The 14120-nt window shown below is 68.3% G+C and carries 17 protein-coding genes; 4 read left to right on the top strand and 13 right to left on the bottom strand.

Annotated features, from left to right (window positions below):
- Positions 1-429: a carboxymuconolactone decarboxylase family protein gene (locus tag H7H34_RS08055; RefSeq protein ID WP_209006179.1), complete on the bottom strand. Its 429-nt coding sequence runs from the start codon at positions 427-429 to the stop codon at positions 1-3.
- Between the two features lie 100 nt (positions 430-529).
- Positions 530-1159: a LysE family translocator gene (locus H7H34_RS08050; RefSeq protein WP_185924850.1), complete on the bottom strand. Its 630-nt coding sequence runs from the start codon at positions 1157-1159 to the stop codon at positions 530-532.
- Between the two features lie 84 nt (positions 1160-1243).
- Here H7H34_RS08050 and H7H34_RS08045 point away from each other — a divergent pair, with 84 nt between their 5' ends.
- Complete coding sequence (locus H7H34_RS08045) at positions 1244-2572, top strand: aminotransferase-like domain-containing protein (RefSeq protein ID WP_185924849.1); 1329 nt, start codon at positions 1244-1246, stop codon at positions 2570-2572.
- A 30-nt stretch (positions 2573-2602) separates the two neighbouring features.
- Here the strand turns inward: H7H34_RS08045 and H7H34_RS08040 are convergent, their stop codons facing one another.
- Genes H7H34_RS08040 through wrbA form a run of 3 tightly spaced genes read right to left on the bottom strand, consistent with a single transcriptional unit; the run spans position 2603 to position 4847 of the window.
- Positions 2603-3004: a VOC family protein gene (locus tag H7H34_RS08040; protein WP_185924848.1), complete on the bottom strand. Its 402-nt coding sequence runs from the start codon at positions 3002-3004 to the stop codon at positions 2603-2605.
- Positions 3001-4221 carry an MFS transporter gene (locus tag H7H34_RS08035; protein ID WP_185924847.1) on the bottom strand — a complete coding sequence of 407 codons (1221 nt, stop codon included), beginning with the start codon at positions 4219-4221 and terminating at the stop codon, positions 3001-3003. Before H7H34_RS08035 ends, H7H34_RS08040 begins: the two co-directional genes overlap by 4 nt.
- A complete protein-coding gene (wrbA, locus tag H7H34_RS08030; protein ID WP_185924846.1) occupies positions 4221-4847 on the bottom strand; it encodes an NAD(P)H:quinone oxidoreductase in 627 nt (208 codons plus the stop codon). The genes H7H34_RS08035 and wrbA overlap by 1 nt, the downstream gene beginning before the upstream one ends.
- Before the next feature lie 103 nt (positions 4848-4950).
- Between wrbA and H7H34_RS08025 the strand changes: the two genes are divergently transcribed.
- Complete coding sequence (locus H7H34_RS08025) at positions 4951-5865, top strand: LysR family transcriptional regulator (RefSeq protein WP_185924845.1); 915 nt, start codon at positions 4951-4953, stop codon at positions 5863-5865.
- A 35-nt stretch (positions 5866-5900) separates the two neighbouring features.
- Here H7H34_RS08025 and H7H34_RS08020 read toward each other — a convergent pair whose 3' ends face one another.
- The 7 genes from H7H34_RS08020 to H7H34_RS07990 all read right to left on the bottom strand — a co-directional run bounded on the left by H7H34_RS08020 (position 5901) and on the right by H7H34_RS07990 (position 11317).
- Positions 5901-7415, bottom strand: coding sequence for an ATP-binding cassette domain-containing protein (locus H7H34_RS08020; RefSeq protein ID WP_185924844.1), 1515 nt, complete (start codon positions 7413-7415; stop codon positions 5901-5903).
- 252 nt (positions 7416-7667) lie between these two features.
- On the bottom strand, positions 7668-8087 hold the full coding sequence (locus tag H7H34_RS08015) for a MarR family winged helix-turn-helix transcriptional regulator (RefSeq protein WP_185924843.1): 420 nt from the start codon (positions 8085-8087) through the stop codon (positions 7668-7670).
- A gap of 117 nt (positions 8088-8204) precedes the next feature.
- Positions 8205-8681, bottom strand: a complete 477-nt coding sequence (locus H7H34_RS08010; RefSeq protein ID WP_209006177.1) for a nucleoside deaminase — start codon at positions 8679-8681, stop codon at positions 8205-8207.
- Positions 8678-9052 carry a DMT family transporter gene (locus tag H7H34_RS08005; protein WP_120270802.1) on the bottom strand — a complete coding sequence of 125 codons (375 nt, stop codon included), beginning with the start codon at positions 9050-9052 and terminating at the stop codon, positions 8678-8680. Before H7H34_RS08005 ends, H7H34_RS08010 begins: the two co-directional genes overlap by 4 nt.
- A gap of 52 nt (positions 9053-9104) precedes the next feature.
- Positions 9105-9425, bottom strand: coding sequence for a DMT family transporter (locus tag H7H34_RS08000; RefSeq protein ID WP_097174015.1), 321 nt, complete (start codon positions 9423-9425; stop codon positions 9105-9107).
- Positions 9426-9486: 61 nt separating this feature from the next.
- Entirely contained in the window at positions 9487-10134 is a 648-nt protein-coding gene (locus H7H34_RS07995) for a DsbA family oxidoreductase (RefSeq protein ID WP_371811368.1), read from the bottom strand.
- A 325-nt stretch (positions 10135-10459) separates the two neighbouring features.
- Positions 10460-11317 (bottom strand): LysR family transcriptional regulator, encoded by an 858-nt coding sequence (locus H7H34_RS07990; RefSeq protein WP_245165009.1) that lies wholly within the window; start codon positions 11315-11317, stop codon positions 10460-10462.
- A 90-nt stretch (positions 11318-11407) separates the two neighbouring features.
- Here H7H34_RS07990 and H7H34_RS07985 point away from each other — a divergent pair, with 90 nt between their 5' ends.
- A complete protein-coding gene (locus H7H34_RS07985) occupies positions 11408-12154 on the top strand; it encodes an NAD(P)H-dependent oxidoreductase (RefSeq protein WP_185924840.1) in 747 nt (248 codons plus the stop codon).
- A gap of 14 nt (positions 12155-12168) precedes the next feature.
- Here H7H34_RS07985 and H7H34_RS23725 read toward each other — a convergent pair whose 3' ends face one another.
- Positions 12169-13236 carry a methylglyoxal synthase gene (locus H7H34_RS23725; protein WP_185924839.1) on the bottom strand — a complete coding sequence of 356 codons (1068 nt, stop codon included), beginning with the start codon at positions 13234-13236 and terminating at the stop codon, positions 12169-12171.
- Positions 13237-13412: 176 nt separating this feature from the next.
- Between H7H34_RS23725 and H7H34_RS07975 the strand changes: the two genes are divergently transcribed.
- Positions 13413-14120 carry a corrinoid protein gene (locus tag H7H34_RS07975; RefSeq protein WP_185924838.1) on the top strand — a complete coding sequence of 236 codons (708 nt, stop codon included), beginning with the start codon at positions 13413-13415 and terminating at the stop codon, positions 14118-14120.

The raw sequence follows: 14120 nt of genomic DNA, 5'->3' as shown, positions 1-14120 counted from the left end.
TCAGTGCGTCGAGACCTGGATGCGGTTCCAGAGGTTGATCATCGCGACAGTCGCGGTCAATGCGCTGATCTCCGTGTCGCTGAAGTGCTCGCGCAGCTCGGCACGCAACACGCCGTAGTCGGTCTTGCGGTCGAGCTGGGTCAGCGCCTCGGTCCAGGCGAGCGCGGCGCGCTCCTTGGCGGTGAAGTCGCCGACATGCTCCCACACGGTCAGGCGGTCCAGCCGCTCGTTGGTCTCGCCGTCGTCGCGCGCTTCCTTGGTATGCATCTTGACGCAATAGGCGCAGGCGTTGAGCTGCGAGGCCCGCAACTGCACCAGATGGTGCAGCATCCGGTCGAGGCCGTGCACATCGATGGCCCCGTGGACATTCTCCAGCGCCCCGAAGACATCGGGAACGTTCTTGTAGTGATTTACCGGCTTGGTCGTCATCGTAAGCTCCATTGGCTTGGGTATACCCGCTTGACGATTGAGCCGGCCGGTTTGTGACGTGCCCGCCGGAAAATCTCCGGCAAGGCGTGCCCATGCGCTGCTAGCGGGCGGTGACGACGCTCAGGGCGAGCGCCGTCAGCACCGACGCCATCGCCCAGCGCTGCACCCGCATCCAGCCCGGACGGGTGGCGAACCAGCGCGCCACCCAGCCGGCGGCGAGCACGATTGCCGCGTTCACCGCAAAGCTCACCATGATCTGCACGCTCCCCAGCAGCACGCTCTGGGCCAGCAGGTTGCCCTTCTCCAGGTCGAGGAACTGCGGCAGCAGCGACATGTAGAGCAGCGCGATCTTCGGATTGAGCAGATTGGTGACGAAGCCCATGGTGAACAGGCGCAGCGGCGGATCGACGGGAAGGTCGGTGCGCGGCTGGAAGACCGAGCCCGCACCGGGCTTGACCGCACGCCAGGCGAGATACAGCAGGTAGGCAGCGCCAGCGAACTGGATCGCCTTGAAGGCGAAGGGCACCGCCAGCACGATGGCCGTCACGCCGAAGGCCGCGCACAGCATGTAGAAGACGAAGCCCGCGATCACGCCGAACAGCGAGATGAAGCCCGCGACGCTGCCCTGCAGGATCGAGCGGCTGATCAGGTAGATCATGTTGGGTCCGGGGGTGATCACCATCCCGAACGAGACGAGAGCGAATGCTGCAAGATTGGTGCTCGTGACCACGATATGCCTCCGGCCTGTTGCGAAGGCAGCCTCGTTCATTCACAATCTCGGTGCAATTTCAACATTGCACTCGGAGCAATATAGATGCACGGCTTCAGGGAAATCGCCGACGCGCTCAGCGCCCAGATCATGTCGGGCGAGCTGAAGCCGGGAGAGCGCCTGCCACCACAGCGCGACTTCGCCTATCGGCGCGGCATTGCGGCCTCGACCGCGGCGCGCGTCTATTCCGAGCTTGCACGGCGCGGGCTGGTGACCGGCGAGACCGGCCGCGGCACCTTCGTCCGCCTCCCGACCTCGCGCCAGGCCCCTGCCCTCACCGAGCCGGCAACGGCCGCGATAGACCTGGAGCTCAACTTCCCCATCGTCGACGAGCAAGCGGCGATGACGGGACGCGCCGTTGCCGCCTTGCTGCAGGGCAGCGCGATGGAGGACGTGTCGCGGCCGATCGGAGCGACGGGCACGCCGGCGGCGCGCGCCATCGTTGCCGATCATCTGCGCCGGGTCGCCTGGCGGGCGGATCCTGAGGCCATCGTCTTCGCCGGCAACGGCCGGCAGGCCATCGCCGCGACCCTCTCCGCCCTCGCACCTCCGGGCAGCCGCTTCGGGGTGGAGGCGCTGACCTACCCGGTCTTCAAGGGGCTGGCCGCGCGCCTCGGGATCACCCTGGTGCCGATCGCCTGCGACACGCGAGGCATGCTGCCGGATGCGATCCTGCGCGCGCACGCGGCCGCCCCGCTCAGCGGCCTCTATGTTCAGCCGAGCCTGCAGAACCCGGTCGGCACGACGATGGACACGGCCCGCCGCCGGGAGATCGCGGCGGTTCTCGAGACCACGCGCCTCGTCGCCATCGAGGACGGCATCTACGGTTTTCTGACCGACGAGGAACCGCTCGCCCATTACGCGCCGGCGCATGCCGTTCTGGTCGACAGTCTCTCCAAGCGGATTGCCCCCGGCACCACCGCCGGCTTCATCGCGGCCCCGCTTCACATGCGCGGGCAGATCATCGCGAGCGTGCGCAGCGGCTGCTGGGGGCCGTCGGGCTTCCCCCTCGCCCTCGGCCTGCAGATGATGTCCGATGGCAGCGCACACCGGATCGGCGAGTTGAAGCGCGAGGACGCCATGTCCCGCAACGCCCTCGCCCGCCGGCATCTCGGCAACCTGCGGATCGACGGCGATCCGCGCGCCTATCACGTCTGGGCCACCCTGCCCGACCATTGGCGCGCGGACACGTTCGCGATGTTCGCGGCCCGGCGGGGCATCGCCGTCGTTCCCGGCAGCGCCTTCGCCGTCTCGCCGGGCCATGCGCCCAACGCCGTTCGCCTCGCCCTCGCCTCGCCGCCCCTGGCCGTTTTGGCCGACAGTCTCGACGTGCTGAACGCCCTTGCCGCGTCCTCGCCGGACCAGATCGAGTGACCGGCTTCGGCGCCCCTCAGGGCCGGAGTTTCAGGGCTGCCAGCCGCCGCTGCCATAGGGCCGCGTGATCACCTCGAGCAGGTGCCCGTTGAGATCGTCGAAATAGAGCCCGCGCCCGCCGTCGTGCCGGTTCAGTCCCGGCGTGGTTCTGGCCGGATCCGCCCAGTACGGCAGGCCGGCCGTTTCGATCCGCGCCAGGATCGCGTCGAAGCTCGCCTCATCCACCAGAAAGGCGTAGTGCCGCGCGGCGACGTCTCCCGCCTGTTCCCCCTTCTGTTCCATGTAGTCGAGGTTGACGCCGTTGTCGGTGGTGACCATCCAGAACGGCCCCCATTCCCTCGGTTCCGGCAGCGACAGGATCCTTGCCAGGAACAGGGCCGAGGCCTTTGCATCCTTCGCCGGCAGGATCGTGTGGTCGAGGTTGATGCTCATCGGGAGCCTCCCTTTCTTTCGGAATTCGGCACCGCGAGCCGATGCGCATAGGCGACCACCACGGTTGTTCCCATCAGGGCCGCGCCGGCAACGATGACCGCCGCCGAACTCCAGCCGAACCGCTCGATGGCGCTGCCGACGGCAACGGGGCCGAGGATCTGTCCCAGATTGTTGCCCTGAACGATGAGGCCGATCACCACGGGCACCAGGGCGGCCGAGGAGGCGACGATCGGAGCGGACGACAGGATGGTTGCCGGGATCAGGCCGCCGACGGCCGAGAACAGCACGCACAGGAGAAACGTCGCGGTTGCCGGCAGCAGGGGCAGGAAGATGCCGAGGCTCGCCGCGCCCATGATCAGGCAGGCCCCGATCAGCAGCGCCGGCCGGCTGACGCCCCGCGACAGCATCACGCCCGCCGCCAGGTTGCCGATCACGTTGACGGCGGAGGCCAGCGCGCTGAGCAGCCCGGCGGTGCGGTGGGACACGCCCATCTGCTCCATCAGCAGCACCGGCAGGAAGCTGAACAGCGCGAAGAACATCAGGCTGTAGAGCGCGAGGGAGATGGCGAGCCCGACCGCCCCGGCATTGCCGAAGACCGCCGCCGTATCGTCCCGCAGGTGCCGCCATGACCAGGCGTGGCGCTCGCGGGAGACCGGCACGACGAGCGGCACCAGCAGGCAGAGCGCCAGGGCGAGCCCGCCGCTCGCCCACCACATCGCGCGCCAGTCGTCGAACATCGGCCCGACCAGCATCGCCGCCGCCAAGCCGAGCGGCATGAAACAGCTCCACAGCGCGAAGGCGAGGTCCCGGTCGCCGGGCCGGGAGACGCGCCCGAGCAGCGACGGAGCAGCGACGATGATCAGCAGGAACCCCGCGCCTTCGACGATCCGCGAGACCATGAGCATCGCAAGACCTGCGGACAGCGCCCCGGCTGCCGCGCCCGCCGCCGTGACCAGCAGCCCTGCGACCAGGACCCGGCGCGCGCCGAGACTGCCGACCAGCGCCCCGGTCGGGATGCCCCCGACCAGCCCGATGAGGGCGAAGACACCGGTCAGCCAGCCGAGCGCTGCAAGCCCCACGCCGAGATCGCCTTCCAGCAAGGGCGCTGCGATGGGCGCCTTGCCCACCTGCAACGCCGCGACGATCCCGGCCGCGACGATCAGGCCGACGGCCGCCCAGCGCGTGGCGGACGGCTCCAGCCTTGCAGCGGCGGTCATCACGCGGCCCTGCCCTGCCGCCCGGCGGCCAGCGCCAGCGCGATCTCGGCGACATGCCGCCCCTGGAAGCGCGCGCCGTCGAGTTCGTTTTCGCTCGGGTCGCGATGCCCGCCGTTGCCGTCATCCGCCAGCGTCGAGGCGCCATAGGGCGAGCCGCCGGTGATCTCGTCCATCCGCATCTGCCCCTTGAAGCTGTAGGGCAGGCCCACGATGATCATTCCGAGGTGGAACAGCACTGTCTGGGTGGACTGGATGGTCGTCTCCTGCCCCCCGTGCTGACTGCCGGTCGAGGTGAAGACGCTGCCGACCTTGCCGACCAGCTTGTCCTCGAACCAGAGACCGCCGGTCTGGTCGAGGAAGTTCTTCATCTGCGAGGCCATGTTGCCGAACCGCGTCGGCGTTCCGACGATGATCGCATCGTAGTCGGCCAGCTCCGCGACGGTGGCGACCGGCGCCCCCTGGTCGACCTTGTAGCCGGACTTCTCGGCGACCGCCTCGGGCACCAGCTCGGGCACCCGGCGAATGGCGACGGCCGCGCCGGCCTGACGGACGCCGTCGGCCACCGCTTCGGCCATCGTCTCGATGTGACCGTAGGAGGAGTAGTAGAGCACGAGAACCTTGGCCATCGTTTCAACCTCACGTCTGATTGCGAATGAGGTCGAAGTTGCCCCCAAATCTCGAACAGTTTAAGTGATATAAAATCTATCAACTCGATCATCTGGATTGATCATGCTCGATGCCCTGACCCTCGACCAGATGCGCACCTTCGTGACGATCGCCGAAAGCGGCAGCTTCCGTGCCGCCGCCCGGAAGCTCTCGCGCGTGCAGTCGGGGGTGAGCGTTGCCATCGCCAACCTCGAGGCCCAGCTCGGCGTCGAGCTGTTCGACCGTTCGGGGCACCGACCCGTCCTGACGGCCCAGGGCCGGGCGCTGCTCGGCAATGCGCGGGACATCATCGTGCGTGTCGATGCCTTGCGGGCGAAGGCGCGCGGCTATGCGGACGGGGTGGAGACCGAGCTCGCGGTCGCGGTGGACACGCTCTATCCGCTGCAGCAGGTCGGCCGGGCGATCTCGCGGATGCGCCAGGACTTCCCGTCCGTGTCCGTGCGGGTGCGGGTCGAGCCTCTCGGTGGCCCGCTCGACGCGCTGAGGCAGAAGCGCTGCGCCCTGTCCGTCATGGTCGGCGAGGATTTTCGCGACCCCCGCATCCGCTTCGACGCGCTCTCGTCCATCACCCAGGTTGCCGTCGTCGCCGCGACGCATCCGCTCGCGGACGGAGAGCCCGGCCGCCCCCTGGAGGTGCTGGATCTTGCCGACCATCTCCAGATCGTGCTGTCGGATCCTTCCGCCATTTCGGAAGGGCGCGACTTCGGCGTGCTCTCGCCGCAGACCTGCCGGGTCAACACCCAGGACGCCAAGCACAGCCTGATCCTCGGCGGCGCCGGATGGGGGCGCCTGCCGTTCTGGCTGGTGGAGCGGGACATCGAGCAGGGCCGGCTGGCGCGGCTCAACATCGGCGCGCTGGGGCGCGGCGGCGAAACCGCGTCGGAGGCCTATGTCGCCCACCGGCTGGACGAGGCGATGGGCCCGGCGGCCCGCCGCCTTGCCGATCTTCTCATCGAACTGGACACCGGCGGCGCCTGAGGCCGGCACCGGGCACAGGCCGGGGCCGCCTGCCGTCACTCTGCGATCAGTCGCTCGAACACCGGGGCCGGGTCGTCCACCTCGATCAGCCGTCTGCCCGAAATCACCCAGATCCGCGTCGCCACCGAACTGACGAAGGTCCGGTCGTGGCTGACCAGAAGGCAGGCGGCGCCGTGCTCGATCAGTTCGCCCTCCAGCATGGTCTGTCCGTCGATGTCGAGATGATTGGTCGGCTCGTCCAGCAGATAGAAATTCGGCCGCGACAAGCGCAGGAGCAGCATGGCGAGCCGCGCCCGCTGGCCGCCCGAAAGCCGGGCAAGGGGCGCGTTCTGCGCGTCGATGTCGATCCCGGCTCCGGCAAGCTGCGCCCTTGCCTGGTGGTCGGTCAGCTTGTCGCTACGCTTGACCGCATCCCAGGGCGTTGCAAACGCGGCGAGCTGGGACAGTGCCTGATCGCTGTAGCCGAGCTTCAGGCTCGCCGCTCCCCGGATGTCCGGGTCCTCCCCCGCCAGGGCCGACCGCACCCTGTCGACCATGCGCGTCTTGCCTGTGCCGTTGGCGCCGAGCAGCGCGATCCGGTCGCCATTGCCGATCCACAGCTTCCCCGTGCGGAACAGCAGCCGGCCGTCCGGCGTCGTGATCGCGGTATCGCCGATCGCGACCAGCGCCTTGGCATGGGTTCCGCTGTTGGTCAGCCGGATCGCCCCCGACGTCCCCTCGTGATGCGCCGGGCGCGCGCTTTCCTCCAGCTTGTCGGCGCGCTCGGACAGCTGCTTCGTCTTGACGACCAGCAGGTCGGAGCCGGAGTTGATGCCGATGTTCTTGAGCTTGGCCGCCTGCTGGCGCAGCGCCTTGACCTTGCGCATGTCGTTCCTGAACTGCCGGTCGCGCGCGGCATCGCGCTCCTCCAGCGCCTCCAGGGCGCGGGAATAGGGCAAGGAGAAATCCTCGCTCTCGGCCGGTCGCAGAAACAGCGTGCGGGTGCTCGTATCGTCCAGGAAGGCGCGGTCGTGGCTCGCCGCGATCACCGCGCAATCGCGCGGCAGGCCGGCAAGAAACCGCTCCAGCGCGCCGATCCGGCCGATATCGAGATGGTTCGTCGGCTCGTCCAGCAGCAGCAGGTCGGGCTCGATCACGGCGGCCCTGGCGAGCAGCATGGTGCGCTGCCAGCCGCCGGACAGCTCGCCGACGGCGCGCCCGCGCAGCTCCTCCGGAACGCTGAGATCATCGAGCAGGATATCGACCCGCCAGCTCTCGGTTTCCGCGACCTCCGCGGCAAGCGCGTCGCGCACCGCGTCGTAGAAGCTCAGCGGCAGCAGGTGCTCCGGCGGATCCTGCGGCGCCAGGGCGGCGACCAGTCCGCGGGCGCGGACAACGGTTCCCGAGGTCGCGTCCTCCTCGCCCGCCAGAATGCGCAGAAGCGAGGACTTGCCGCGCCCGTTCGCGGCCACGAGGCCGAGGCGGTCGCCCTTGGATATGGAGAGATCGAGCCCGGCAAAAAGGGTCTCGCTGCGGGTCAGGGAAAGGTCTTTGGCAGAGATAAGGGACATGGCAGTCTCATCGGATCAGGCAGGCACACGCTAGGGTGCCGAAAAGGCTGACGATGAGACGGCGATGCGGTCCTTTGTCAGCCCCGCGGGAAGAAGCGCGGGGCGGAGACAGGTCCGCGTTTGTTGTCATGGAAGTGATCGTAAGGCATCGACTTCCCCTCTCTGGCGTGATTCCTGAGCAGAATAACAGCATCTAACGGGCCGCACGGCAACCCGGTCCGGCGTGCCTGCGGCCAGACCTGCGGCAACGGCCTAGGTCGCCTGCCCCGCACTGGCGAAGGCCGCGGCGAGAGCATCGCCCCCGCCATGCTTGGCGATGGCCGCCTCCAGCGCCTTTTCGTAATCGGGCCGAGCCGCCGTCAGATGCGCGCGGCCCTTGTCGGTCAGCACCGTGTAGACGCCGCGCTTGTCGTCCGGGCACAGGTCCCGAATGGTGAGGCCGCTGCGTTCCAGCCGCTCGACCATCCGCGAAACCGAGCTCTGGTTGAGTTGCAGATGGGCCGCCAGCTCCTGCATGCGCAGCTCGCTTTTCGGCGCCCTTTCGAGCGCCTCCAGCGCGCGGTAGTCCGACAGGCCGATGCCGTACTGGTCTTGCAGGATCCTGCCCAGCTCGGCTTCGACGGTCGCGACCGACTGGACCAGCCGGAGCCAGAGATCGCCTCTTGCGGACATGCGCAATTCTCCCGGACGAAGGGTGACGGATCTGAAGCATGTATGCTCATGCAACAACGCTTTCAAGCCTCGTTCCCATCCATGCCCCCCGCCCAGGCCTCGGCCCCCTGCCTCAACCTAGCTCTTGTGCGGCCGGGTGCCGAAGCTTGCGAAGGGCAACAGGCTGTCGCCGACGGTGAGCTTTCCCGCCGCTGGCACGCGCCAGGTCAGCGGGTCCTGGGCGAACAGCCGATAGGTCCCGCGATAGTCGAAGCCGTGGGCTGCCGCCTCCTCGCGGTCGGCGGCAAAGAGCACCTGCGCGATGCCGGAATAGTGGGCGCTCATGTAGCACAGCGCGCAAGGCTCTCCGGAGGCCAGCAGCGTCGTCCCGTGCAGGTGAGTCGTGCCATGCCGGCGGCAGGCGTCGCGGATCGCCTCCACCTCGGCATGGGCGGTCGGGTCGTGATGCTCCCGGACGCGGTTGACACCGCGCCCGAGAACCACGCCGTCCCGGTCGACGATAAGGGCCGTGAAGGGAATGCCGCCGTCGTGGACATGCTGCACGGAGAAGGCGACGGCCTCCTCCATGAGCTCGGTGAGGCGTGCGGGGGTCATGCCGCCTCGCCCTGCAGCTTGGCGCTGTCGGCGAGCTTCAACCAGACGACGCCGACGATGATCACCGCCAGCCAGAAGGTCTGGATCAGCGTCAGCGGCTGGTCGAGCAGCGCGCTGCCGAAGCCTGCCGCGCCGACCGAGCCGATGCCGGCCCAGACCGCATAGCCGATGCCCACGTCGATGGTCCGCAGGGCGGCGCTGAGGAAGTACAGCGTCAGCAGGAAGAAGACGACGGCCGCCACCGACCAGCTCAGGACGGTGAAGGCCTGGCTGCCGCCGACGCTGAGCGCGTAGCCAATCTCGAAGATGCTGGCCAGCAGGAGCATGCCCCATGCCGCGCCGACGCTCTGGGTGTTCTTGTTGGTATCCATGATGTTCGGTTCCTTTGATCGGGAGAAACTGTTCGGGAGGACTTGCCGCGCCTCACGCGGCGCCGCTGAGGCGCAGGCCGACAACGCCGCCGATGACGAGAATCATGCCCAGCGCCTTCTTGGCGTTCAGCGTCTGGCCGAAGAACATCGCGCCGAGGATGACGATCCCGACCCCGGACACCGAGGTCCAGATGGCGTATCCGACGCCCACGTCGAAGGTGAGCAGCGCAAGGCTCAGGAAGAAGGTGGCGATGGCGCCGCTGACCAGCGTCGCGATGGTCCACCACAGGCGGGTGAAGCCCTTCGCGTTGCCGGCGCTGATTGCGACCGCGATCTCGAAGACGACGGCGATTCCAAGATAAAGCCAGCTCATTTCATGCATCCTTTGATGAGTGAGGAATGGTGTTTGGTGGGTTGGGGAGGGCAAAAGCCGGTCAGAGCGGCAGCTCCGCCTGGCTGGAGCGGTCCGGGGTGCCGGTGCTGGATTCCAGCTCGTCCAGTGCCTGAACCAGCTCGTCCATGGACGGCGTTCCCCGGAACACCCGGTCGCCGACGACGATGGTGGGAACGGAGGTGATCTCCATGTCCTCGCGGGCATGGCGCAGCGCCTCGCGGTGACGCTCCGCATAGGCGCCGCTGTCGAGCGCCCGGCGTGCCTCGGCGGGGTCCAGCCCCGCCTTCCCGGCCAGCTCGACCAGCACGTCGGGATCGCCGATGTCGCGGTTGTCCTGGAAGAAGGCCCGCAGGACCTCCATCGAATAGGCGTGATCCGCCCCGCGGTCCTGCGCCAGCGCCAGAAGCTCGAAGGCCTTGCCCGTCCGCGGCTGCGGCGAGATCGAGGGAAGCCGGATCGGCACCCCGAGCCTTTCGGCCAGCGGATAGACCGAGGTCTTCCAGATCGCCGGCAGATAGGGGTCCTCGGGCCGCAGGGTCGGCACCGGCTCGGGCCGAAGCTCGAAGGCACGCCAGGAGATGCGCCAGGAGGCAGGGACGTCCCTGCCCTTGATGGCCTTCGACAGCACCTGTTCCGCCAGCAGGCAGAACGGACAAACATAGTCGGAATAGACGGTTACGGTGTTCACTTCACACCTCTCCATTTGCTTGCATGCGCATGCATTAAACTGGAAGCATCCTCACTGTCAATATATATGCATGCGCAAGCATATTTTTGAGCGACCCTCCGGAGGATCGGCCGCGCCCCGTGAAGCGCCGGACGTGGGTGCGCGCGGTGCGCGACTGGCGGCCAGGGCGGCAGCGCTTAGCGCCCCTTGCGTCAGACGTGACCGGGATCGCACCTATCGGGGATGCGTTGAAGTGAGGGAATTTTCATCGTCTTGATCACCGCAGGTGATCAGGCCTGCCGGCAGGAACCGCCGGCGGCCGGCGCCGCCCGACAGCGTGGCAGGCTCAGAGCCTTTGCCCGAGCTGCCTGTCCTTGCCGAGGAACTCCAGGACCTTGCGCACCCGTGCCACGTCCTTCAGGTCCGGATGGATCAGGATCCAGAGCGGGATTCCCAGCTCCTCGACCACCGGCCCGCAGCGGCGCAGGCCCTCGTCGGCATCGCCGAGATAGCAGGGCAGCACCGCCCGCCCCGCGCCGGCTCGCACCGCCGCGTGGATGCCGAGCGTCCCCTCGACCTCCATTGCTGCCTCCCCGGCGCCCTGCCGGCGCAGCCAGCGCTCGTACTGGGCGTAGTTCATGGAGGCGGCCGGGCCGATCCACCGCAGCCCGGCATCGTCCTCGATATGCGCGGGCGCATACACCGCCTGCCGGATCGCGCCGAGATTGCGCCCGAACAGGTGCGGCTCCGGAGCGGTGGTCGGACGCACGGCGATATCCGCCTCGCGCCTTGCCAGATCGTGCAGGTCGTTCGACAGCCTGACCTCCAGCGAGATGGCCGGAGCCTCCTGGCGAAACCGGGTAAGCGCACCCGCGATCAGCCCGGAAAACAGCGCATCGGTCGTCGTCAGGGTGACCAGTCCCTCCGCTCGGCGGTCGAGATCGGCAAGCTTCCGCTCGGTCGTGACGGCCAGCTCCTCGAAGGCCTTTGCCGCGGCCACGACCGCCTCCCCGGCCTTGGTCAGCGCGTATCCGTTGCGGTGCCGGTCGAACAGCCGCGTTCCCAGCCGTTCCTCTACCGCGTTGAGCCGGCGGAACAGCGTCGCATGGCTGCGCCCGGACTGGCGGCCGGCCAGCGTCAGCGACCCGGCGCGGGCGATCTCCAGCACCAGGCGATAGTCGCTCCAGTCGAGTCGATCTTGCAAAACTGCAAACTCCATCTGCGATATCGACCGTAACCCTATCATTTTCGCAAGATAAGCTGAAGCGAACGTCCATATTCAGAGGAAACCCGCATGCATGTTCGCATCATCCAGGCCCATCCCGATCCGGGATCCTTCAACGGCGCCCTGTCCCGCGCGGCCGCACAGGCGCTGAGCCGCGACGGCCACACGGTCAGCCTTCAGGACCTCTACGCCTCCGGCTTCGATCCGGTCGAAAAGGGCGCGCATTACACCAACAGGCATAATGCAGCCGCGTTCGTCCCGCTCGCCGAGCAGCGCCACGCCTGGCAGAGCGGCAGCGTCCCGGCGGACGTCCTCACCGAGATTGCCGAGCTGGAGCGCGCCGACCTGCTCGTGCTCCAGTTTCCGCTGTGGTGGCACGGCCCGCCGGCAATGCTGAAGGGCTGGTTCGACCGGGTGTTCCTGAGCGGTGGCCTCTACACCAGCCGCGTGCGCTACGACGCCGGCTATTTCCGTGGCCGCCGCGCCCTGCTCAGCGTCACAACCGGCGCACCGGAAAGCGCTTTCGGGCCGGGTGCACGCGGCGGCGACTTCGCCACGATGCTCTGGCCGCTGCACTACTCCCTGCACTATCTCGGCTTCACGGTCCTGCCGCCCTTCACCGCCTGCGGGGTGCAGGGGCACGGCTATTCCTACGAGGACGAGAGCACCCAGAAACAGCGCCTAGGCTCGGTTCTTGAGGCCTGGGGAGCACATGTCGCAAGCGCGGAAACCCTCCCCGCGCTCCCCTTTCCCGGCTGGCAGGACTGGGATGCGGCCGGCCAGCCGCTGCGCACCGAGCACGCGGCGCGCGGCTGACGAGGCTTCTCCCGCTACCCGCCGAGGCTTGCCGCGACCACCAGGTCCGCGGCCGCCGGAGAACAGGCGATGGGCGTGTCGTGCAGGATCGCCAGCCGGGTCAGCGCCATCAGGTCGACATCGCTGGTGTGGTGGCCGTGCGGATCGGCGAAGAAGATCACCGCGTCCAGCTCGCCGGTGGCGATCAGCGCGCCGAGCTGCTGGTCGCCGCCATGCGAGCCGCGCTGCAGCCGCTGGATCGCGAGCCCCGGCACCGCCTCCAGCAACATGGCGCCGGTGCCGCCGGTCGCCACCAGCTTCTGCCGGCGCAGCACCTCCGCATGCCGCCCCACCCAGGCGCGCAGATGCGCCTTGCGGGCATTGTGGGCGACCAGCGCGATACGGCGCGGCGCGGTGGAGCGGCGGCGCGCCTCCAGCGTCAGCGACAGGATCGCCCGCACCTGCGCGGCCAGGTCGCCTTCGGGGGCCGCGAACTGGCCCTTCAGCGCCGCCGTGCCGACGGTGAAGCCGGCCGCGCCCGCCTCCGCCACTTCGACGATGCGCGCCGCCCGGTCGATGCTGCCGGCCATGATCACCGGCTTGTCGCAGGCCGCACAGACGCTGCGCATCAAGGCCGGCACGTCGCCGGCGAAACGGTAGGCGAGCAGGTCCAGCCCGTGCACGCTCTCCAGATCGGCCAGCGCCCGGGCGCTCTCCGTGATGCTTTCGATGGTTCCCGCCAGCACGCTCGGATGGCCGACGATCTCGCCGGGAAACGGGTAGTAGCGGATCGGATGCGCCTTCAACAGCGGGGCCACCTCGGCCGGCCGGGTACCGCCGAGCAAGCAGTCGACCTCCAGGCCGATGGCCGCGCGCGCCGAACGCAGCTCGCTCTGCGCATCGAGGCTCACCACCTCCAGATAGACCCGCCCGCCGGCGGCGCGAATGTCGCGGGCGAGGCCCTGCAGCTCCTCGAAAGGCAGGCCCACATCCTTGAACCCGATATGCCTTGCGCCGCCCGCCAGCACCTCGTCCAGCCGGCGGCGGGCATCGGGGACGGTGCTGTCGTCCTCCGTCAGCATGAAGATGAAATCGAAGGCCATCGACGCACCTGTCCCCTTGAAGTCTGCGGCCGGCGCCCGCCGGGCGCCGGTGCTGTCGCTCCCGCGACTCCGCATGTCGCTTTGAAGATATCGACGGGAGGCGGCGCGAACCAGTGTACTGGGAGCAGGCCCGTAAGCGAGCCCTGTCCCCCGAACGCGCAAACGGAGCGCCCGCGATGTCCCAGGAAGACGATCTCGATCTCAGGTCGCTGTCCGACGAGGAACTCGTCGAGCAGATGCATGACGATCTCTATGACGGCCTCAAGGACGAAATCGTCGAGGGCGTGGAGATCCTGCTGGAGCGCGGCTGGACGCCCTACGCGATCCTCACCGAGGCCCTGGTCGAAGGCATGCGGATCGTCGGCGTCGACTTCCGGGACGGCATTCTCTTCGTGCCGGAAGTGCTGATGTCGGCCAATGCCATGAAGGCGGGCATGGGGCTGCTGCGCCCGCTGCTGGCCGAGACCGGGGCGCCGAAGGTCGGCAAGATGGTCATCGGCACCGTCAAGGGCGACATCCACGACATCGGCAAGAACCTCGTCTCGATGATGATGGAGGGCGCCGGCTTCGAGGTGATCGACATCGGCATCAACAACCCGGTCGAGAATTACCTGGCGGCCATCGAGGAGCACAAGCCGGACATTCTCGGCATGTCGGCCCTGCTGACCACCACCATGCCCTACATGAAGGTCGTCATCGACACGATGATCGAGAAGGGCATCCGCGACGACTACATCGTCATGGTCGGCGGCGCGCCGCTGAACGAGGAGTTCAGCCAGGCCATCGGCGCCGATGCCTACGGGCGCGATGCGGCCGTCACCGTGGAACTCGCCAAGGACCTGATCGCGCGCAAGCACAACCAGCTGGCGGCGCGGGCGGGCTGA

Source organism: Stappia sp. 28M-7 (assembly GCF_014252955.1).
In the GTDB taxonomy this organism is placed as follows: Bacteria; Pseudomonadota; Alphaproteobacteria; order Rhizobiales; family Stappiaceae; genus Stappia.
Note: the sequence above shows the minus strand (reverse complement) of the source record. Positions and strands in the feature narration are given on the sequence as shown.